16 protein-coding genes are annotated in these 20483 nt (G+C 63.4%); 10 read left to right on the top strand and 6 right to left on the bottom strand.

Translation table 11 applies throughout. The features are described from left to right. The first annotated feature begins 27 nt into the window (after positions 1 to 27). From ABS769_RS13570 to ABS769_RS13560, 3 genes are read left to right on the top strand one after another with little or no spacing between them, the layout of a single operon-like run. Entirely contained in the window at positions 28 to 789 is a 762-nt protein-coding gene (locus tag ABS769_RS13570; protein ID WP_317062108.1) for a SapC family protein, read from the top strand. Between the two features lie 4 nt (positions 790 to 793). Continuing rightward, the gene (locus ABS769_RS13565; RefSeq protein WP_317062107.1) at positions 794 to 1843 is read left to right on the top strand and encodes a cupin-like domain-containing protein; all 1050 of its coding nucleotides are present in this window, start codon (positions 794 to 796) and stop codon (positions 1841 to 1843) included. Between the two features lie 40 nt (positions 1844 to 1883). Beyond that, the gene (locus tag ABS769_RS13560; protein ID WP_317062106.1) at positions 1884 to 3401 is read left to right on the top strand and encodes a tryptophan halogenase family protein; all 1518 of its coding nucleotides are present in this window, start codon (positions 1884 to 1886) and stop codon (positions 3399 to 3401) included. Between the two features lie 15 nt (positions 3402 to 3416). On the opposite strand, the gene ABS769_RS13555 is transcribed toward ABS769_RS13560, so the two are convergent. The 4 genes from ABS769_RS13555 to ABS769_RS13540 all read right to left on the bottom strand — a co-directional run bounded on the left by ABS769_RS13555 (position 3417) and on the right by ABS769_RS13540 (position 8230). Then, positions 3417 to 4424, bottom strand: a complete 1008-nt coding sequence (locus ABS769_RS13555; protein ID WP_317062105.1) for an MBL fold metallo-hydrolase — start codon at positions 4422 to 4424, stop codon at positions 3417 to 3419. 100 nt (positions 4425 to 4524) lie between these two features. Further along, complete coding sequence (locus tag ABS769_RS13550; RefSeq protein ID WP_317062104.1) at positions 4525 to 4929, bottom strand: hypothetical protein; 405 nt, start codon at positions 4927 to 4929, stop codon at positions 4525 to 4527. Positions 4930 to 5056: 127 nt separating this feature from the next. Beyond that, positions 5057 to 6454, bottom strand: a complete 1398-nt coding sequence (locus ABS769_RS13545; protein WP_317062103.1) for a trypsin-like serine peptidase — start codon at positions 6452 to 6454, stop codon at positions 5057 to 5059. Positions 6455 to 6844: 390 nt separating this feature from the next. Then, on the bottom strand, positions 6845 to 8230 hold the full coding sequence (locus tag ABS769_RS13540) for an APC family permease (protein ID WP_317062102.1): 1386 nt from the start codon (positions 8228 to 8230) through the stop codon (positions 6845 to 6847). 194 nt (positions 8231 to 8424) lie between these two features. On the opposite strand from ABS769_RS13540, the gene ABS769_RS13535 reads away from it, so the two are divergent. The 7 genes from ABS769_RS13535 to cydB all read left to right on the top strand — a co-directional run bounded on the left by ABS769_RS13535 (position 8425) and on the right by cydB (position 18070). Continuing rightward, positions 8425 to 9189 carry a LuxR family transcriptional regulator gene (locus ABS769_RS13535; RefSeq protein WP_006449226.1) on the top strand — a complete coding sequence of 255 codons (765 nt, stop codon included), beginning with the start codon at positions 8425 to 8427 and terminating at the stop codon, positions 9187 to 9189. A 185-nt stretch (positions 9190 to 9374) separates the two neighbouring features. Further along, positions 9375 to 10316, top strand: a complete 942-nt coding sequence (locus tag ABS769_RS13530) for a proline iminopeptidase-family hydrolase (RefSeq protein WP_317062101.1) — start codon at positions 9375 to 9377, stop codon at positions 10314 to 10316. A gap of 610 nt (positions 10317 to 10926) precedes the next feature. Next, the gene (locus ABS769_RS13525; protein ID WP_317062100.1) at positions 10927 to 11988 is read left to right on the top strand and encodes a pectate lyase family protein; all 1062 of its coding nucleotides are present in this window, start codon (positions 10927 to 10929) and stop codon (positions 11986 to 11988) included. Between the two features lie 278 nt (positions 11989 to 12266). Beyond that, positions 12267 to 13655, top strand: a complete 1389-nt coding sequence (locus tag ABS769_RS13520; protein ID WP_176339020.1) for an amino acid permease — start codon at positions 12267 to 12269, stop codon at positions 13653 to 13655. A 330-nt stretch (positions 13656 to 13985) separates the two neighbouring features. Next, the gene (locus ABS769_RS13515; RefSeq protein WP_317062098.1) at positions 13986 to 15215 is read left to right on the top strand and encodes a membrane dipeptidase; all 1230 of its coding nucleotides are present in this window, start codon (positions 13986 to 13988) and stop codon (positions 15213 to 15215) included. 441 nt (positions 15216 to 15656) lie between these two features. Continuing rightward, on the top strand, positions 15657 to 17054 hold the full coding sequence (locus ABS769_RS13510; protein ID WP_317062097.1) for a cytochrome ubiquinol oxidase subunit I: 1398 nt from the start codon (positions 15657 to 15659) through the stop codon (positions 17052 to 17054). After that, positions 17054 to 18070 (top strand): cytochrome d ubiquinol oxidase subunit II, encoded by a 1017-nt coding sequence (gene cydB / locus ABS769_RS13505; protein WP_317062112.1) that lies wholly within the window; start codon positions 17054 to 17056, stop codon positions 18068 to 18070. Before ABS769_RS13510 ends, cydB begins: the two co-directional genes overlap by 1 nt. 34 nt (positions 18071 to 18104) lie before the next feature. On the opposite strand, the gene ABS769_RS13500 is transcribed toward cydB, so the two are convergent. Then, complete coding sequence (locus ABS769_RS13500) at positions 18105 to 18965, bottom strand: prolyl oligopeptidase family serine peptidase (RefSeq protein WP_317062096.1); 861 nt, start codon at positions 18963 to 18965, stop codon at positions 18105 to 18107. Positions 18966 to 19019: 54 nt separating this feature from the next. Next, positions 19020 to 20381, bottom strand: coding sequence for a magnesium transporter (mgtE, locus tag ABS769_RS13495; RefSeq protein WP_023904639.1), 1362 nt, complete (start codon positions 20379 to 20381; stop codon positions 19020 to 19022). Positions 20382 to 20483 lie beyond the last annotated feature (102 nt).

Here is a 20483-nt window from a genome sequence, read left to right as displayed (position 1 = left end):
CATTGCGGATGACCGCTGGAGTTCTAGATGACGCGATACGCAGTGCTCAACAACGTGGCGCATCACGACATCCGCGTCATCCTGCGCTTTGGCGCCGAGTTCGGCGATACGCTCGGCCTGGTGCCGGCCTTCGTCACCGAATTCGCCGAGCTGCAACGCGAATACCCGCTGTTTTTTCGCAAGGATCCTGCCACCGGCGCCTACCAGGCGGTGGCGCTGTTGGGCTTTGCACAGGACGAGAATCTGTTTCTGCAGGACGGGCGCTGGACTGCCAGTTACCTGCCGGGCATCGTCGCCAAGGGGCCGTTTCTGATCGGTTTCCAGGAGCAGCGCATCGACGGTGCCCTGGTGCAGGAGCCGGTGATCCATGTCGACCTGGAGCACCCGCGCGTCAGCCGCGACGAAGGCGAGGCGGTGTTTCTGCCGCAGGGAGGTCATAGCCCGTATCTGGAGCACATCATCAGTGTGCTGCGTGGCATTCGCGACGGCGTGGACGCCGGTCAGGCGATGGCGGCCGCCTTCGATGCGCTGGGTCTGATCCAGCCGGTGCAGCTGGACGTGACGCTGGATGCCAACCACGCCACCCATCTGCAAGGTCTGTTGGCCATCGACCGCGAGCGGCTTGCCGCGCTCGATGCGCAAGCGCTGCATCAACTGCATCAGGCCGGTTATCTGGAAGGCGCATTCTTGATGCTGGCATCGCTACATAACGTGCGTCGGCTTATGGCAGAGAAGCAACGCCGCCTGCAACACACGCAGGCCGCGCCCGCTGCTGAAGCGTATGCCTGAGCGCATGGCTGTGAGCGCCTCCATCATGTCTTCAACTGCCGCAATCGCGCCCATCGCAGAGCGTACAGACTGCCGACATGACGCATTGCCGCTTACTGCGCTCTGCGCCGCCGCCGAACCAGTGGTAGTGCGTGGCATCGCACGCGACTGGTCACTGGTACAGGCCGGGCTGCGCAGCCCCCATGAGGCGATGGCGGTGCTGCGCGCGCACGACAGCGGACATGTCTTGCAGTATTCCCATGGCGGCCCGGAAATCGCGAGCCGGCCGTTTTACACCGACGACTGCAGTTCGCTGAATTTCGATGTGCAGCGTGGCACGCTGAGCACCTTGCTGGAGGCCATCGCCGCGCATCGCGATGACCCACAGCCGCCGACGTATTATCTGGCGTCGTTGCCGGTCGACAACCACCTGCCCGGCCTCCGCGCCAGCAACGATCTGGATTTGTCCGCCAGCGGCATCGCCGTGCAGCCGAGCATCTGGATCGGCAATCGCGTCATCGCTTCGTGTCATTACGATGCGCCCAACAACCTGGCCTGCTGCGCGGTGGGGCAGCGCCGCTTTACGCTGTTTCCGCCGGAGCAGGTGGCCAACCTGTATCCCGGTCCGCTGGATCCCACGCCGGGCGGGCAGGTGGTGAGCATGGTGGATATCGCCAACCCGGATCTGCAGCGTTATCCGCGATTTGCCGCTGCGCTGGCGCATGCGCGCACCACCGTGCTGGAACCGGGCGATGCGTTGTTCATTCCCAGCATGTGGTGGCATCACGTGCAATCGCTGCAGCCGTTCAATGTGCTGGTCAACTACTGGTGGAGCAGCGCACCCGCGCAATTGCCGGCGCCGATGCCTGCGCTGTATCACGCGCTATGGGCGATTCGCGACCGGCCAGCATCCGAAAAAGGCGCCTGGCGCGCATTGTTCGATTACTACGTGTTCGGTCCTGCCGAGCGTGCTGGCGAACACCTGCCCGAGCAGGCGCGACATGCGTTGGGCCCGATCGACCCGATCCTCGCGCGACAGCTGCGCGCGATGCTGATCGGCAAGCTCAATCGCTGATGGTCCATACCGCCCTAAATGCATCCCACAGGAGTGCGCAGTGACCCAGGCCCCGATTCGCAAGGTCGTTATCGTCGGTGGCGGCACCGCCGGCTGGATCACTGCCTGTGCGCTGTCGCACCAGTTCCGCGAGCTGCTCGAGATCACCCTGGTCGAGTCCGAGCAGATCGGCACCGTGGGCGTGGGCGAGTCCACGGTGCCGCCGATCCGCACCTTTCATCGCTTCCTGCAGATCGACGAGCAGGAATTTCTGCGCGCAGTGGCCGGCACCTTCAAATTGTCGATCTCCTTCGAGCATTGGCGTCGCCAGGGCGAGCGCTATATCCATCCGTTCGGTATCACCGGGCAAAGCACGCTGGTGTGCGCGTTTCATCATCTCTGGCTGGAAAGTCAGCGGCGTGGCATGCCTGGCACGTTCGGCGATTACTGTCTTGAAACCGTGGCCTCGCGCGTGGATCGCTTCGCACTGTTGCGCGAGCCTGCAGTCAATTACGCCTACCATCTCGACGCGGCGTTGTATGCCAAGTTTCTGCGCGCACGCAGCGAAGCGTTTGGCGTCAAGCGCATCGAAGGCAAGATCCAGCAAGTGACCCTGCAACCGGACAGCGGGGACGTCGCCACGCTGGTGCTGGAAGACGGGCAGGTCCTCGATGGCGATCTGTTTATCGATTGCAGCGGTTTTCGCGGCTTGCTGATCGAGCAGGCGTTGCACACCGGTTACGAAGACTGGAGCCACTGGTTGCCGTGCGACCGCGCGGTGGCAGTGCAGACAGAAGCCGTCGGTCCGCCGGTGCCGTACACCCGCGCCATCGCGCACCAGGCCGGCTGGCGCTGGCATATCCCGCTGCAGCATCGTGTCGGCAACGGCCTGGTGTTTTCAAGCCGCCATCTCTCCGACGACGAAGCCCACGCTAAGCTGCTGCGCGATGCGGCCGCGCCTGCGCTCAAGGATCCCTGGCTGGTGCCGTTCCGCACCGGCCGCCGGCGCAAGGCCTGGAACAAGAATGTGGTGTCGCTGGGTCTGGCCAGCGGCTTTATCGAACCGCTGGAATCCACCAGCATCCATCTCACCATCGCCGCGGTAGTGCGCCTGATCAGCTTGTTCCCCGCAGACGGCATCGCACCCTCGCAGGTGCAACTGTTCAACGACATCAGCCGCGCCGAGATGGAACACGTGCGCGACTTCATCATCCTGCATTACCACGCCACCCAGCGCGACGAACCGCTATGGCGCCAATGCCGTGAGATGGAACTGCCCGAATCGCTGGCCTTGCGCCTACGCGCCTGGCGCGAACGTGCGCATGCCTGGCAAGGCGCCGATGAATTGTTTCGCGTCGACTCCTGGACCCATGTGCTGATGGGGCAGGGCCTCATCCCTGCGCAGCATCACCCGCTGGCGCGCGCAGTGTCCGATCGCGATCTGCATCGCCTGCTGGATGGCATCGCGCAGCCGATCCAGCGCGCGGTGGAACAGATGCCATCGCAGCAGGCGTTTATCGATGCGTACTGCAAAGCTGGCACAAGCGCGTGGGGCCTGCGCAGCCCGGTGGTGGCGTAGTGCCCATCTGGTCCGCTACAACCGCATCAAATCCTTGCCGACCACGATCGGCCCGGCATAGTGCTTGCGCGCGCCCTCGCTCCACATCGCATCGGTAATCGTCGGGTCGCCACCGGGGACGAAGTGATTGAGCACCAGCATTTTTGCGTTGGCCGCAGCAGCGATCTTGCCCACTTCCTCGCTGGTGGAGTGGCTCTTGAGCAGATGGTCGAGCAAGGTCGGCGCGTTGTCGTTGGTCTTGAGCATCTTTTCCAGCGCGGGCAAGTACATCACCTCGTGCACCAGGATGTCGGTGTTCTTCGCGAACTCGGCCAACGCGGGCAGATAGCGCGTATCGCCGGAGAACACCACCGTGCGGTCGCGCGCCGCGAAACGGTACGCAAATGCAGGCTTGAGCGTGTAGTGATCCACCAGTGTAGCGGTGACGGTGACCTGGTCGTTCTGCAGCACCGTGCCGGGCTGGTCGAACTCGTGCACCTGGATTAGCTGCTTGAATGGCGGGCGGCCTTCTTCACGAATGCGCGCATCGATGTCGATGGCATTCATCTCGACAAACGCATCCACCATCCTTGCGATACCGGGCGGTCCGTACAGATGCACCGGCGTCTGCAGCCCGCTCGCCCATGCCAGCCACACCACATTGAGCAGGTCGGCATTGTGATCGGAGTGGTGGTGAGTGAGAAAGATATCGCGCAGCGCAGGCAGGCGGATGCCGGCTTTGACCAGTTGCTGTGCAACCCCGTTACCGCAATCGATCAGGTAGGGCTGCCCGTCAATGGCCAGCGCATTGGCGGCTGCGGCACGCAGCGGTGACGGCGTTGGCCCGCCCTTGGTGCCGAGCAGGACCAGCACGCTGCGGTTGGCCGGGAAGGGTGCCGGCGAGATGTAGTCGGATGGCGCAACGTCCTCCTTGGTCTCGCCGCGTATTGCAGCACCGAGGTGGCTTGCCATGCTTAACGTGCCCGCTGCCAGCGCGATGCGCAGCACCTCGCGACGGGAGCGGCGTGTTGAAGGTGCGGGCATTGCGGCTCCTGTCGAAGCGTGATGGAAGGTTTGCCAGGCGGCGAGCGACGTTGCAGCAGACTATCGCGAGGCGGTCAGACCTGGGACTGCGCACTCCGGGTCAGAGCTTCTGTGCAATGAACTCGCTCAACGCAGGCGAACGGTAAAACGCCATGCATTGCGCAAAGATCCTGTTGAACGGGCCGCGGCGCGCTTCGTCCTTCATCGGCACTTCGGCACGATGAAAGTCCCCGGTCTGCTCGGCAACATAGCGATGCAGGCGGTCGGTGGCGCCGGTCTTTGCATTGTCCAGCGCGTAGGTCGTCAGCAGATACGAGCGATCGCGTAGCTGATCAGAGGTGTACTTGCCGCTGCGCTCGTAGTTGCTGTCCAGGCACAGCTGCAGCGCGTAGGCCTTGACCTCTTCGCGATTGGCGGGCTTGCCGGCTGCGCTGGCGGTGACCTGGAGCGACAAGGTCGCCAGTGCAAGTGCGGCGATGAGAGAGCGATTGCGTTGAACGGGCATGCCGATCCAGGTGGAGGACGAGCTGCCAAGTCTGCATCATCAAGCCGATGCAGATGAAGTGCTGCACGCAGGCCAAGCGCAGCTGCACGTGGCAGGCGAGACACCGCCTGCCACGTGCAGCAACCGCTTACGGACCGAAGTAGCTGGAGATGCTGGAATACACGTCCGAGAAGCGCGAGTAGTAGTCCGGACCGGTCTGCGCGCTGCAGAACGAGTAGCCGCCATACAGGCCGCCGCGCAGCTGGTACGCACCACCGCTGGCGACGGTGAACAGGCCCGAGCCGGAAGAGCCGCCTTCGGTCACGCCGTCGTTCCAGACCACGCGGTACAGCGGGCTCTTGCCATCGATGGAGGTATTCAGCCCGTTGACGCTGCCCAGCGAGTACTTCTTGACGTCGCCGGACGGGTGATGGATGCCGACAATGGCAGTGCCGGTGGCGCCGATCGCCGCGCTGTTCCAGGCGGCGTAGAACGCGCCGCTCGGCGGTGCGGTCTTCAGCTCCAGCAACGCGGTGTCACGTGTGGTGTTGGCGTGGCGCAGAAACGCACCACCGCTGAGCGTGGTTGCCTGCGAACTTGCAGTGTTGCCGTTGCAACTGGCCGCATCGTAGAACCAGTAGGTCTGCAGCGAGTTGGCAACGGTCTGCGTGCTGATGCAGTGCGCCGCAGTCCAGAACAGATTGCGCTTGGGCGAGTTGGTGTTGTTGAGCAAGGTGCCGGTGCAGTAGAACGAGCCCTCGCTGGTGGTGAACACCATGCGTGCCACCGCTTTTGCCGCACTGGTGAAGCCGGCGGTGGGGTTGGCACGGCAGACGATATCGTTCTGGCAGGAATCGCTCTCGCCGATGGCAATGGTCATCATGTCGCGCGCGCTGGCGGTGGGGCTGATATCCAGATGCGACAGCTGCGGAATGCTCAGGCTGAAGTTCTCCGGGTACTGGCCGGCCGGCAGCGAAAGTTCGACCAACAGGTTCTCGCCACTCACGGTCGGCGACCAGCCGATGTCGTTACCGCTGGTAACGAAGCTTGCACCCGATTGCTCGAACACGCGGCCGTCGTCGCCGGCAAAGCGCAGCGTCACCTTGGATGGATCGCCCGGCGTTGCGCCGGCACCGCGCAAGGTCAGCGATGCACGCAGGGAGGCCGCCTGTGCAGAGCTGACCTTCAGGGTTGCAACGCGCGATCCATCATTGGCCATCTGCCAATCGAGCGTGCGTAGATTCACCAAAGGCTTGGCAACTGCGCGCGAAAAACCGATCTGCAAAGGCTGCCCATGTTTGACCTGTGCAATGCGGCGCTCACGCACGCGACCGATCTCGGTGCTGGTGGGCGCAGTGAGTTGCACCACGCGCGTGGGCAGGATGCCGCCACGCAGACTTGCCGATTGCAATGTTGCCGCGCCGAGCTTGGCCGCTTGCGGCGCAGTGCTCACCGGCGCTGCGTCCATCTCGGTCGGCGGTGCTGCCAGTGCGGAGCCGGAAAGGGCGGAAAACAGCGCCAGGTACAACGCATTCTTGCGATTCATGGGTAGTCCTTACTCGTCAGGGAACGACAGGCTGCGGCGGGGGCCGCAGCGTGCGGGCGCCATCAGTGGCGCCGAACGAGACTAGCGAATGTTTACATCTGAATATGTGCTGAAAATCTCGTTCAGAGGTCGGCAATCAAGAAAAATATGATCGCTTTCGGGAGCGTCGCTCCGTTTCATCACGCACGCACCGTGTGACGCGACGCGCCTGAAAGGTGTCATCGACCTGGTGGGGTAAACGAGGCATGCACAAGCATCCAGCGCGGCGCGGCAGCGCAAGGCAAATAGCGTGCAGACCCATGCGCGCTGCACGACCCGATGCTCAAGGTCGATTGCCGACGAGCAACTGCACAGCAACGCATTGCTGCACAGCGACGCCGGCAGCAGCGCTTATTCCAACGCGTCGCTGGCGCGAAACTCGGTGGAACGACCGCTGACTTTCAGGAATGCCAATACCAACAGGCCCACCGCCATCCACGCGGTGCCGCCGAGTTGCGCGTGCCGGTCGGCATTGATCAACACGTAGCCAAGGATCACGATGCCAATCAACGGCGTCGCACCATGCAATAGCAAGCTGCGGCCGTACCCACGGAAGTGCCACAGCACCGCAACGTGCAGCAGGATGAAGGCGGTGAGCGCGCCGACGTTGCACAACGAGGACAGCAACGCGATCTGGCCCACGAACACTTCGCCCAACACCATGCTCAAACCCGCCACCAGCAGGATGGCGCGCTGCGGCACGCCGGTACGCGGATGGATGTAGCGCAAGAACCCCGGCAGCTGACGGTCGCGTGCCATGGCGAACAACAGGCGTGAGGTGGCCGCCTGCGCAACCAGTGAATTGGCAATCGCGGCACTGATCGCCACCGTAAGCGCGATGACGATCTGCAGCCATGGTCCGGCGATGAGCCGGCCGATCTCGAAGAACGCATCGTTGGAGGCCTGTGCGTTGGGGTAGCGCTGCAGGTTCGGCTGCAGCAGCGCCGCCAGCCAGGTCTGCAGCACGAACAGGCCGGCCACCATCAGCAGGGCCATCAAGGTGGCGCGCCCGACCACACGGTTGCCGCCGCGGGTTTCTTCCGACAGCGTGGAGATCGCATCGAAGCCCAGAAACGACACCACCGCCACCGATAACGCACTGAAGATCAGTTGCGGCGAAAACGCCTGCGGGTTGTAGAACGGACGCAGGTTCCAGTGCGCACCGTTGACGCCGCGCTGGATCGCCAGGCTCGCCAGCACCACAAACACCGCCAGCACCAGCAACTGCGCATACAGAAAGAAACGATTGGCCCGCGCAGTGGTTTCGATACCGCGCAGATTGACTACGGTATTGAGCACCACGAAGAACGCGATCCACGCCGGCTGCGGCACCGCCGGCAACACGTTGTGCATCGCATTGGCGCCAACCACATACAGCAGCGTCGGTACCAACAGATAGTCGAGCAGAATCGCCCAGCCGGACAGAAACCCCATGCCGCTGCTCAATCCGCGCCCCACGTACGCATACACCGAACCGGCCACCGGAAACGCCTGCGACATCTGCTGGTAGCTCAAGGCGGTGAACAGCATCGCCACGAAGCCGACCAGGTAGGTCAGCGGCACCATCCCGGCGCTGATATCGAATACGCCACCGAAGATGGAGAACGGCGCGGTCGGCACCATGAACACCAGCCCGTAGATCAGCAGATCCTTGAGCGTGAGCTGTCGCTTGAGCTCCTGGGTGTAGCCAAAGCGTTCCAGCGTGGCCGCGTCGTCGCGGCGTGGTGTGTCGGTCATGCAGGTATCCGCTCAAAGGAAGGCCGGGTCGCACGACAGGCGCGGTGGGGCGCTTGTCCGTGAATGCTGCGTTGCAGCTAGCTGACCGGCATTGTGACGATAATGTGGCCGGCAAGCCCATCCATTGGTAAAAGTGCTAGGTTTTCCATGCTGGATGTCGTCCAGCGGCACCTGCTGTCATCGAAGGACCCACCATGTTCGACACGCTGGCCAGCCTGGGCCGAGATTTGCAGGCGCTGCATACGCTCAATGCCTGCCTGGATCGAGTGTTTCGCGACGTCTGTGCGTTTGGTTTCAAGTCGCTGGTTTACGACTACGCGCCGGTCCCGCTGAGTATGGAGGGCGCGCTGATCACGCCATCGGTGTTCATGCAGCGCAACGCGCCGGGCGACATGCGGCATGTCTGGTGCGAGCATGGTTACTACCAACATGACCCTGTTCAGCAGCGTGCGACGCGGCGCATGACCCCATTCGTGTGGTCGTACCGTACCGACGGCAATCAGGAAGGTGTGGAATATGTTGGCGGCCAGCATCGGCAGGTGACGCGTTATTTGTGCGATAGCGGCATGGGAACCGGTGTCACCGTGCCCCTGCATTTGCCTGGCGGTGCATTCGCGACCTTCAGTGGCGCGGTCGATGCGGTTGCGGCCGAGGCACCACGGCTGGCCGAAGCGCAGCTGTCGCCCTTCTTGTTACTGGCACACGCGTTTCAGGCCCGCGCGCAGGAACTGCTGGATCCGCAGGAACGCCGCTGTCACCACATCGCCTTGACCCGCCGCGAGCGCGAGTGCCTGCAGTACTCGGCCAAGGGGCTGACCGCCAAAAGCATCGCGGCCGCGCTCAATCGCTCTACCGCCACGGTGAATCTGCATCTGAACTCGGCCGCACGCAAACTGGGTGCGCGCAATCGCGTCGAGGCAGTGGTGCGCGGGATGCATTATCGATTGCTGGAGCCGTAAACCAAGCCTGCGGCTATCGATCGCAGCGTGCGATCGGCGGGCTGGATGCGTCGCCCGGCTCATACACCATGGCGCGCGCAACCGCGCATCTGAAACTACTGCGAACCTGAGAGTTTTACCAGTTAGCGCGCGCGGGCCGGGTCGCTAGGCTGAGCGCTCACTATTGCCGTAGGCAGGCGCAGGTCATGCAGTCCACTGAGGGTTACGTCGAATTCCGTGGGTACCGTACCTGGTACCGCATCACCGGCGACCTGCGCAGTGACGCCTGCCCGCTGATCGTCCTGCACGGCGGCCCCGGCTGCACCCACGACTATGTGGACAGCTTCAAGGACCTGGCTGCCAATGGCCGCGCGGTCATCCATTACGACCAGCTCGGCAACGGCAAGTCCACCCATCTTCCCAATGCCGACCCCAGCTTCTGGACGGTGGGGCTGTTTCTGGATGAGCTGCAGACCCTGATCACCCAGCTTGGGCTGTCGCAGTACGCGTTGCTGGGGCAGTCCTGGGGCGGGATGCTGGCGGCCGAACATGCGGTGCGCCGGCCGGCCGGTCTGCGTGCGTTGGTGATCGCCAACTCGCCGGCCTCGATGGGCTTGTGGCGCGCTGCCGCGTTGCGCCTGCGCGCGCGCCTGCCCGAGGACATACAGGCGGCACTGGACGAACACGAGGCCGCCGGCACGCTGGAGCATCCGGCCTACCGCGCCGCCAGCCAGGCGTTCTATGCGCAGCATGTGTGTCGCCTGCTGCCGTGGCCTGCAGAAGTGGCGCGCACCTTCGCCGCCATCGATGCCGACCCCACCGTCTATCACGCCATGAACGGCCCGACCGAATTCCATGTGGTGGGCAGCCTGCGCAACTGGAGCATCATCGAACGCCTGCACCGCATCACCGCGCCGGCGCTGGTGCTATCGGGCAAATACGATGAGGCCACGCCGGAAACCGTCGAGCCTTACGCACGCCTGATCCCGGACGCCCAGTGGCATGTGTTCGCCAATTCCAGCCACATGCCGCACGTGGAAGAGCGCGCAGCCTGCATGCGGCTGGTCGGCAACTTCCTCGACGAGCACACCCCATGGCCCGGCGAGCAGCTGGTGCACGCGTCGGTGTTGGCCAACCGCGCTGTGTGAGTTGATGGCGTGTGTGTGCGTGTGAGGGCCTGCATGCGAGCTTGAGCGTGCTCGGCATGGCACTCCCTAGCGTTTCGCGTGCCGACTGCGCGTTAGCTGCGTTGCTTTCGCTTCGCATGCCTTATCACGCACCATCGCCAGCAAGGCGGCGCGTCATAGCGCCCAATCTGCACCCATGACCGTGCGGTAGCGCTTTGCTGCTGCGCGTCGATGTCGCCGACAACTTCGCCGCGACAACTTCGGCAGCGCGTTCGTGTGCAGCTTTCCACGCACAGCACCTTTTTTATCCGCGTGCATGCCTGAAAAACGCATTGCGGGTACCACGCGTAGTCGAACACGCGTGTGAGCAACCACAGCATCGGCATGCGTTTGCATACATAGAAAAAACATCGCGCACATCACCGCAGTGTCCTGTCCTGCGTGTCTCTCGCTGTCTCTTTTGCATGTCCTGCGAGGAGAACACCGTGCTGCGTCAAAGTTTCAGATATAGATAATTGTTTTATGTTTTAAACCGCGCGAAGAATGCGGCCCCCACGCACCGCTTTGCCACCGTCGATGCAATCGCGCCGACGCCACGCATCGCTTTTCGATTTCATTTGGGAGAGGCTGCATGATCATCAAGACGCTCAATGGCGCACTCGCGCTTGCACTGTCCGCCTGCGCCGCGAGTGCCATCGCCGGCCCGGTCGGGTACGGTGCCGCCACCACCGGCGGCGGCAACAAGACCCCGGTCAACGTCGCCACCTTCGAAGCGATGCAGGCCGCCATTGACAGCTATTCCGGCAGTGGCGGGCTGGTGCTCAATTACACCGGCAAGTTCGACTTCAGCACCATCAAGGACGTCTGCGCGCAGTGGAAGCTGCCGGCCAAGACCGTGCAGATCAAGAACAAGAGCGATGTCACCATCAAGGGTGCGAATGGCTCGGCGGCCAACTTCGGTGTGTGGGTGGTGGGCAACGCCAACAACATCATCATCCAGAACATGACCATCGGCTTGCTGCAAGGCGGCGAAGATGCGGATTCGATTTCGTTGGAAGGCAATTCCAGCGGCTCGCCGTCCAGGATCTGGGTCGATCACAACACCGTGTTCGCCTCGTTGACCAAGTGCTCCGGTGCCGGCGATGCCTCCTTCGATGGCGGCATCGACATGAAGAAGGGCGTGCACCACGTCACCGTGTCCTACAACCACGTCTACAACTATCAAAAGGTCGCGCTCAACGGTTACAGCGACAGCGACACCAAGAACTCGGCCGCGCGCACCACCTATCATCACAACCGCTTCGAGAACGTCGAGTCGCGCGTGCCGTTGCAGCGGCGCGGGCTAAGCCACATCTACAACAACTACTTCAACAACGTCACCACCTCCGGCATCAACGTGCGCATGGGCGGCGTGGCGAAGATCGAATCCAACTACTTCGAGAACATCAAGAACCCGGTGACCTCACGCGACAGCAGCGAGATCGGCTACTGGGATCTGATCAACAACTACGTCGGCAGCGGCATCACCTGGGGCACGCCGGATGGCAGCAAGCCCTACGCCAACGCCACCAACTGGATCACCACCAAGGTGTTCCCGGAACCGCTGGGCTACACCTACAGCATCACCCCGGCCGCGCAGGTCAAGGCTAAGGTGATCGCCACTGCGGGTGCCGGCAAGAACCTGGCGGAATGATCGGCCACTAGACGTTGCAGTGACAAAGATCCCCGGCTTGCCCGGGGATCTTTGTATGCGGCATGCAGCGTGCGGCGGATTTTGCCCACCAGCTGCGTGCAGTGAAGCGGGTCTGGAGCGTGTCACGCACTTGGAGGCCAGTGCGAACGACCTGCTGATACGATGAGGCAAGGCGCGATTGCCTGGCTTGTCCACTCTTTCGCCAGGCCCGCGTCAAGAGGCGCGGCAGGCGCCGCGACGCGGTATCGTGTCGCGATTCCATCTCTTCAAGCCCGTCCATGCCGCTTCCGACCGATCCCGTTGCTGAGAACGCTCCGTCCGCCGCGCCCGCGTTGCGCCATGCGCTGAAACCGCGGCAATTGATGATGATGGGCCTGGGCACGGCAATCGGTGCTGGGCTGTTTCTGGGCTCGGGCGTGGGCATCCACGCGGCGGGACCGGCGGTACTGGTGTCGTACCTGATCGCCGGGGCCCTGGTGATCATCGTGATGAATGCGCTGGGCGAAATGGCCGCGTCCAAGCCGACCAGCGGCGCGTTTTCGGTGTATGCGGCCGATGCGATGGGGCCGACCGCCGGTGCGACGGTGGGCTGGTTGTGGTGGCTGCAGATCGTGGTGGTGATCGCCGCCGAAGCGGTTGGTGCGGCAGGCTTGCTCGCCTCGGTGTGGCCGGCGTTGCCGGTGCCGCTGCTGGCGGTGGTGTTCATGGCCACTTTTACGGCGATCAATCTGCTGGGCGTGCGCAACTTCGGCGAGTTCGAATTCTGGTTCGCCATCCTCAAGGTCGCCGCGATCATCGTGTTCCTGCTGATCGGCGTGGCCTTGCTGGCCGGGTGGTTGCCGGGTGTGGTGTCGCCGGGGCTGTCCAACTTTACCCAGCACGGCGGATTCGCCCCGAAGGGTCTGGTGGGCGTCGGCTCGGCGTTGCTGGTGGTGGTGTTCGCCTTCGGTGGCACCGAGATCGTGGCAGTGGCCGCCGCGGAAACCGCCGATCCGGGCCGCAGCTTGGCACGCACCATTCGTACTGTGGCCTGGCGCATCCTGGTGTTCTATATCGGCTCGATCAGCGTGATCGTGGCAGTGGTGCCGTGGACCAGCGCAGCGCTCAGCTCGCCGTTTGCCGCGGTGCTGGAGGTGGCGCGCATCCCCGGCGCGGCCACCGCCATCACGTTGGTCGCCGTGGTGGCCTTGTTGTCGGCGCTCAACGCCAATCTGTATGGCGCCTCGCGGATGATCTTTTCGCTGGCGCAACGCGGCGAAGCGCCGCGCCTGCTCGGCAGGACCAGTGGCGAGCAGGTGCCGCTGGTGGCGGTGATCGCCAGCGTGTTGTTCGGCTTCGCGGCGGCGGCGCTGGAGTTGCTGTATCCCAACAAGGTGTTGCCGATGCTGCTCAACATCGTCGGCGCCACCTGCTTGCTGGTGTGGACGATCTCGTTGCTGTCGCAGCTGATCCTGCGCGCACGCGCCGACCGCGCCGGCATCACATTGCCGTTCCGTATGCGTGGGTATCCGTTTCTGACCCTACTGGCGCTGGCGATCCTGGCGGTGATCTTCGTGCTGCTGGCCTCGTCGGCAGACACCCGTGCGCAGTTCCTGTCGATGGTCGGTTTGACTGCGGTCATTGCGGTGGTCAGCGAAGTGGCGCGACGCGTCCGTGGCCGGACGTGACCATCCGGGTCCACGTGCGGAGCGCATGATCGTGCCGCAGCGGAAACAGGCCGCAGTGCGCTCGTGCACACCGTCGAAACGAGAAACACGCTAGCAATCTTGCGGTTTGCTTGCTGTCAGACAGGCGATCTTCTGGATCTGCTGATCCAGTTCAGTTACTGTCCTTTGGCCACTGCTGTTCGTTGCATTGCGTTGATTAGAAGAATATCTACTTACTAATCAATAACGATAAAAGTGCATCTTTTTAGAGTGGCTAACAAAACTGCCTAGTAGTTTTGATGGCCGCGTTTATTCCTTGATTGTTTCAGGAGTCATCGCCGGGGTTCGTGCATGAGTGCCGTTTCGTCCGAGGATTTTGCTGCCTTGCCTGCCGCCCACACGCTGGAAGAAGTGCATGCGCTGGCCTATCCAGTCGACACACATCTGGACTCCCTGTATCTGTCGCGCTTGGCCGGCTACGATTTCTGGAAAGGCGACTGGAAAGCGCATCGGCGCTCGCTGATCATCTGGCTGATGTTCAAAACCTCGCCGAGAGGTCGCAATCAACCGCTGATGCACCACGTGAGTGGCCCGGACTTTCTCGCGGGCGGTTACGGAGGTGCGTGTTTCAGCGCCCACGCGCTATGGGAAAACCTGATTGGCGCGCCTTTTCTCGATCCCTGGAAGCACTGGGTGGATCACCAGCGCTATGTCGAGGCGGTGGTGGCGGCAAGTAACGGTCGGATGCGGCTGGCACGCAGCGCCGCTGAGCTACGCGCGATTCGGGCCGAGGGTCTTTGCTGCGCCATCCTGTCGCTGGAAGGCGCGCATATGCTTGGTCCACGCGGCATCCGCACCCAGGCGCTGCGATTGGAGCGCCTGGACCTTGCTGCCAAGGCCGGCGCTGCCTATGTGACGCTCAACCATTTCAGCCATACCGACATCTCCCAGTCCGGCTATGCGCCGCTCAATCCGTGGCGCGGAATCGAGGGCGCGGGGCTGTCGGAGTTCGGCAGGGAAGTCGTGGAGCGCTGCATTGAGGTTGGACTGCTGGTGGATCTTTCGCATACGTCGAGCCAGGGAATACTCGATGCGTGCGACATTTGCGCGCGCCGCAACGTGCCGGCCTTTGCCTCGCATGGTGCATCGCGCAGCGTCACCCGCGGCGCGCAGACGCGGCCGTCGCGCCATCTCGACCGCGGGCTCGACGATGCGGCGATCCGCGCCATCGTGCAGACCGGCGGCTGCATCAGCGTCATTCTGGCGCCGTACTTTTTGCAGCATTCCTATCTGGCGGACGGCAAGCCGAACATGGATGCCGATCTGGCGTTTGTCATCGGCTATTACGAAGCCTTCGCCCGACAGATCGCCGACATGGGGATTGTCGAAGATCCGTGGAAACACCTGAGTTTCGGCAGCGATTTCGATGGCGGCATTTCCAGCTTGCCGACCGGGATGCGCAGCGGTGCGGATCTGCCCAGACTCACGCAGGCGATGATGGATGCCGGCTGGCCCACCCAACGCATCGTCGATGTGTATAGCGGCAATTTCCTGCGGGTCTGGGAGCGGGCGCGGCCGTAGCGTTTTCCAGTACACCTGCATTCGGATGGGAAAGTAAGAGAGTAGGCCTGCGGTGTTGCGTGCCTTACGGTGACGGCCGTCGGGACGCGGCGGCGCTGCCGGCGTCGTCGGCAGGCACCTGCGCGCGGTTGCTGTCGACGGTCGGCTCGATTGCGCTCGGTGCACTGGTCAACGAGCTAGCGGCTTGCTGCAACAGCCTCGCTGCGATCCCATTCGCGCCCAGGAAATCCGTGCTGCATCGCACGCCAGGCGTAGCATCGCGTTGCAGCGCAAGCGCGGCAATTTGCCGCAGATGCGACGCCGTGTCGCATCGGGAACGAGCACGACCGTCCTTATGATGATCCCGTAGCGCAGACATCGCGATCGAACACCGCACTGTCTTGCGGCGATTGACCTGCCGTCTGCGCGCGGATGCTTCCTCACTTTCCAGGAGGGCTCTCCATGGATGCCTTGCTGTTATCGCGAATCCAGTTCGGGTTCGTCATCGCGTTTCACGTGCTGTTTCCGGCATTCACCATCGGGCTGTCCAGCCTGTTGGCGTTTCTGGAATGGCGCTGGCTGCGCACCCGCCTGCCGGTGTGGCGCGAGCTGTATTTCTTCTGGCAGAAGATCTTCGCGGTGTCGTTCGGCATGGGGGTGGTCAGCGGCATCGTGATGGCCTTCCAGTTCGGCGCCAACTGGCCGGAGCTGAGCCGCATCGCCGGCAGCGTGATCGGCCCGCTGCTCAGTTACGAAGTGCTCACCGCGTTCTTTCTGGAAGCCAGTTTCCTGGGCGTGATGATGTTCGGGTGGGGGCGCATTTCCGAGCGTCTGCATTTCTTCGCCACCTGCATGGTAGCGCTGGGCACGTTGTTCTCCACGTTCTGGATCCTGTCGTCCAACAGCTGGCTGCAGACCCCGGCCGGGTATGAAGTGGTCGACGGCATCGTGCATCCGCAGGACTGGCTGCAGATCATTTTCAACCCGTCGTTCCCGTACCGGCTGACGCATATGGCGCTGGGCTCGTTCATCACCACCTGCTTTGTGGTGGGTGCGGTGGGTGCGTGGTACCTGCATCGCGGCGTACATCGTGAGTCCGGCCTGCGTATGCTCAAGCTGGCGGTGGCCTTCGCGGCGATCACCGTGCCGCTGCAGATCTTCGTCGGCGACATGCATGGCTTGAACACGCTCAAGCATCAGCCGATGAAGATCGCGGCGATCGAAGCGCATTGGCATGACGAAGAGCAGGGCAAGGGTTTCCCGCTGGTGCTGTTTGCGCTGCCCAATGCGCAGGCAGAGCATAACGATTACGAGGTGGCGATTCCGCGCCTGGGCAGTGTGCTTCTGACCCACAGCCTGGACGGCAGCATCGCGCCATTGACTTCGGTGCCGGCGGCCGATCGCCCGCCGGTGACGCCGGTGTTCTTCGCCTTCCGCATCATGGTGGGGATCGGCTCGTTGATGTTGCTGGTGGCCTGGGTGTCGGCGTTCGCGTGGTGGCGCGGCAGGTTGTTGCAGTGGCGCTGGCTGCTGGCGACCTGGCGCTGGATGTTGCCGAGCGGCTTCATTGCGCTGGTCTCGGGCTGGTTCGTCACCGAGATGGGTCGGCAGCCGTACGTGGTCTATGGGCTGTTGCATACCGCCGACGCGGTGGGCCCGCAGTCGACGCTGATGACCGCGATCTCGCTGACGGTGTACGTCGTCGGTTATGCGTTCGTGTTCGGCTGGGGCATCTGGTACCTGGTCAAGATCGGCAAGATCGGGCCGACCCCGCACGACGCGCCGCAGCTGGACCATGGCGAGCACACGCCTGCACGGCCGCTGTCGGCGGCCGATGAACCGATCGACGGAGCCGCATGATGGACATGACGAGTGTTTTGCCGGTGGCGTGGTTCGCGGTAATCGGCTTCGGGGTGCTGATGTACGTGGTGCTGGATGGCTTCGTGCTCGGCATCGGCATCCTGGCCCCGTTTCGCAAGGACGAGGCGCAACTGGATCTGATGATGAACACCGCCGCGCCGATCTGGGACGGCAACGAAACCTGGCTGGTGTTGGGCGGGGCAGGGCTGCTGGCCGCGTTTCCCAAGGCTTATGCGGTGATTCTGTCGGCGCTGTATCTGCCGGTGTTGTTGATGGTGATGGCGCTGGTGTTCCGCGGTGTGGCGTTCGAGTTCCGCTTCAAGGCGCAGCGCTCGCGGCGGCTGTGGAGCAATGCCTTCGCCGCCGGCTCGATCCTGACCACCTTTGCGCAAGGGGTGATCCTGGGCGCGCTGGTGCAGGGCTTGCCGATCGAGAACGACCGCTATGTCGGCGGCATCTGGGGCTGGTTCAGTCCGTTCGCGATGCTCACCGGTGCGGCGCTGGTGTTCGGCTATGCCTTGCTCGGCAGCACCTGGCTGATCCTCAAGACCGAAGGCCATGTGCAACAGCTCGCGCGTCAGTTGAGCCGGCCGCTGACCATCAGCGTGTTGATCTTTATCGGCCTGGTCAGCGCCTGGCTGCCGTCGCTGCAATCGCATGTGATGGAGCGCTGGTTCAGCGGCTCGCATTATCTGTGGCTGATGCCGGTGCCGTTGCTGGTCGCCCTCGTGGGTTTCGCGCTCTGGCGTTCAACTGAGGCGGGGCGGCCGGATACGCCGCCGTTTCTGTTGGCGATGGGCTTGTTTGTGCTCGGTTTTGCGGGCCTGGTGTTGGGCATGTGGCCGTATCTGGTGCCGCCGGTTTACACGATCTGGCAGGCCGCTGCGCCGCCGTCTTCGCAGATGTTCGCACTGGTCGGCCTGGTGGTGTTGCTGCCGCTGATCCTGGGCTACACGGTGTGGTCGTATCGCGTGTTCCGCGGCAAGGTCACGGCGGACACCGGGTATCACCATTGATGGGAGATGCGGCGGCGTTGCGCCGCGTCATGCTTCAACGCAGGCGCTGCTTGAACATCCATTCCCACATCGCCGGATCCGCGTACGTCGCGTCCCAGGCGTTGTGGTTGCCCTCGGGATATTCGCTGTAGCGCACATTGGCGCCGATGCCTTTGGCGGCGCGATACAGCGCGCGGTCGTCGTGCGGCGGTACCGAATCGTCCTTGGCGCCATGAAACATCCAGATCGGCACGTGCCTGAGCTGGGTGACTGCGGCGGTATACGGGTCGGCTTCCTTTGCCACCAGGCTGACGTACAGCGTGCGGCGCTCATCGCGCGGTGCCTTCAGCGCACCGCAGATCGGCACGATCGCCGCGAAACGCTGCGGCTGCATCAGCCCGATTTCCCACGCGCCGTAGCCGCCCATCGAGATGCCGGTGAGGTAGGTGCGCTGCGGGTCGGCAGCGAACTCGGCGCTGGTCGCATCCAGTGCAGCGATCGCCATGCGTGCATTGACGCCCAGCCACTCTTCGTCGTCGGGCACCTGCGGCAGCACCACCAACGCGGGAAACTCGGCCGTGTGTTCGCTCAGGTAAGGGCCAACGCCCACTTCGGCCTGATCGCGCCCGTTGTCGCCACGCTCGCCCGAGCCATGCAGAAACAGCACGATGGGCAGCGGTTGCGGCATCTTCGAGGCCGGCACGAATACCTGATAGCGGTACAGCCGTCCTTCGATCTCCAGCGTGCGGGTGACGAAGTGGCCACGGCGCGCATCGTGGTGGCGCTCACCCATGCTGGAGCAGCCGGCAAGCACCAGCGCGAAGACCACAAGAACAAGGCAGCGACGAATCACGCAGCACTCCTGACCGAACCGATGACATGCCTGCAGTATCGCCGCACGCAGGTGCGCTGGCATGCCGCGGTGCGGCGATTTTGTGTTGCAGTTTCGTCCCAACGTGCACAGCACGCGCTACGGCAGCAGAATCAGCGTGGCCAGGCCGAGGAAACTCAAGAAGCCCATCACATCGGTCAGCGTGGTCAGAATCACGCCACCGGCCAGCGCCGGGTCGAAGCCCAGGCGTTTCAACGTCACCGGTACCAGCACCCCGCCGAACGCTGCGGTGAGCATGTTCAAGGTCAGCGCAGTGCCGATCACCAGCGACAGCATCGGTTGTTGGAACCAGGCCAGCACGATCAGCCCCAGGCTCACGCCCAGCACCACACCATTGATCAGCGCCACGGTCAGCTCTTTCTTGAGCAGCGTCATCACGTTGGACGAGCCGATCTGGCCCAACGCCAAGCCGCGCACCATCAGCGCCAACACCTGCGTGCCGGCGTTGCCGCCCATGCCGGCCACGATCGGCATCAGCGCCGCCAGTGCCACCAGTTTTTCGATGGTGCCTTCGAACTTGCTGACCACGCTAGAGGCCAGAAACGCAGTGCACAGGTTGATGCCCAGCCAGATCAGGCGGCGACGGAACGCACGCCGCGCCGGGCTGAACATGTCCTCGTCTTCGTCCAGACCGGCCGCGCTCATGGCCTGGTGCTCGGCCTGTTCGCGGATGATGTCGACCACGTCATCGATGGTGATGCGGCCGAGCAGGATGTTGTTGTCGTCCACCACCGGCGCAGAGATCCAGTCGTGATCCGAAAAGCGCCGTGCGACCTCGTCGGAGCCATCGCCCACATCGATCGCCGGTTGTTCGTCGTCGATCAGGCGATTGACCGGCGTGTTGTCCTCATGCGTGACCAACGCGGCCAGCGACACGCGGCCCAGGTATTGATGGCGCCGGCTCACCACGTACAGATGATCGGTGTGGTCGGGCAGCTCGCCGCGCAGGCGCAAGTAACGCAGCACCACATCGACATTGACGTCGGCGCGTACCGTCACCACGTCCGGGTTCATCAATCGCCCGGCGGTGTACTCCGGGTACGACAGTACCTGTTCGAGCCGCTCGCGGTTCTCGCGGTCCATCGACTTGAGCACTTCGTCGATGACGGTGTCGGGCAGGTCCTCGACCAGATTGGCCAGATCGTCGATGTCGAGGTCTTCGACCGCGGCTACGATCTCGTCGGTGTCCATGTCGGCCAGCAAGCTTTCGCGCACTTCGTCGCCGACATGCAGCAGCACTTCGCCGTCGTCTTCCGGGTCGACCAGTCCCCACACCACTTCGCGCTTGCCGGGCGGCAGCGATTCGAGCAGGTTGCCGATCTCCGCCGGCGCCAGCGTGTTGACCAGCCGGCGCACCGGCCCGAGGCGCCCGCTATCCAGTGCATCGGACAGCAATCGGAGCTGGCGCGCGGTCTTGTCGTGGCGGACGGCTTCGGCCATGCGCAGCTCCCTTGAAAAGTAGACACGTCCCTAGTGCAGGACGCGGTGCTGAGTCAGCACGGCATTATCGCTTGCGCATGGTGACGAAACATACAGTGCCGC

The sequence above is a fragment of the Xanthomonas hortorum genome, from assembly GCF_040279205.1.
Lineage (GTDB): Bacteria > Pseudomonadota > Gammaproteobacteria > Xanthomonadales > Xanthomonadaceae > Xanthomonas > Xanthomonas hortorum_F.
This window is presented reverse-complemented; position numbering and strand designations above follow the sequence as displayed.

What these genes read in the sequence shown, in the direction of transcription:
- ABS769_RS13570 (WP_317062108.1), top strand. Translation starts at nt 28, where the DNA reads ATGACGCGATACGCAGTGCTCAACAACGTGGCGCATCACGACATCCGC.
- ABS769_RS13540 (WP_317062102.1), bottom strand. Translation starts at nt 8,230, where the DNA reads ATGACCGACACACCACGCCGCGACGACGCGGCCACGCTGGAACGCTTT.
- ABS769_RS13535 (WP_006449226.1), top strand. Translation starts at nt 8,425, where the DNA reads ATGTTCGACACGCTGGCCAGCCTGGGCCGAGATTTGCAGGCGCTGCAT.
- ABS769_RS13565 (WP_317062107.1), top strand. Translation starts at nt 794, where the DNA reads ATGGCTGTGAGCGCCTCCATCATGTCTTCAACTGCCGCAATCGCGCCC.
- ABS769_RS13525 (WP_317062100.1), top strand. Translation starts at nt 10,927, where the DNA reads ATGATCATCAAGACGCTCAATGGCGCACTCGCGCTTGCACTGTCCGCC.
- ABS769_RS13520 (WP_176339020.1), top strand. Translation starts at nt 12,267, where the DNA reads ATGCCGCTTCCGACCGATCCCGTTGCTGAGAACGCTCCGTCCGCCGCG.
- ABS769_RS13515 (WP_317062098.1), top strand. Translation starts at nt 13,986, where the DNA reads ATGAGTGCCGTTTCGTCCGAGGATTTTGCTGCCTTGCCTGCCGCCCAC.
- mgtE (WP_023904639.1), bottom strand. Translation starts at nt 20,381, where the DNA reads ATGGCCGAAGCCGTCCGCCACGACAAGACCGCGCGCCAGCTCCGATTG.
- ABS769_RS13545 (WP_317062103.1), bottom strand. Translation starts at nt 6,454, where the DNA reads ATGAATCGCAAGAATGCGTTGTACCTGGCGCTGTTTTCCGCCCTTTCC.
- cydB (WP_317062112.1), top strand. Translation starts at nt 17,054, where the DNA reads ATGGACATGACGAGTGTTTTGCCGGTGGCGTGGTTCGCGGTAATCGGC.
- ABS769_RS13500 (WP_317062096.1), bottom strand. Translation starts at nt 18,965, where the DNA reads ATGCCAGCGCACCTGCGTGCGGCGATACTGCAGGCATGTCATCGGTTC.
- ABS769_RS13550 (WP_317062104.1), bottom strand. Translation starts at nt 4,929, where the DNA reads ATGCCCGTTCAACGCAATCGCTCTCTCATCGCCGCACTTGCACTGGCG.
- ABS769_RS13555 (WP_317062105.1), bottom strand. Translation starts at nt 4,424, where the DNA reads ATGCCCGCACCTTCAACACGCCGCTCCCGTCGCGAGGTGCTGCGCATC.
- ABS769_RS13530 (WP_317062101.1), top strand. Translation starts at nt 9,375, where the DNA reads ATGCAGTCCACTGAGGGTTACGTCGAATTCCGTGGGTACCGTACCTGG.
- ABS769_RS13510 (WP_317062097.1), top strand. Translation starts at nt 15,657, where the DNA reads ATGGATGCCTTGCTGTTATCGCGAATCCAGTTCGGGTTCGTCATCGCG.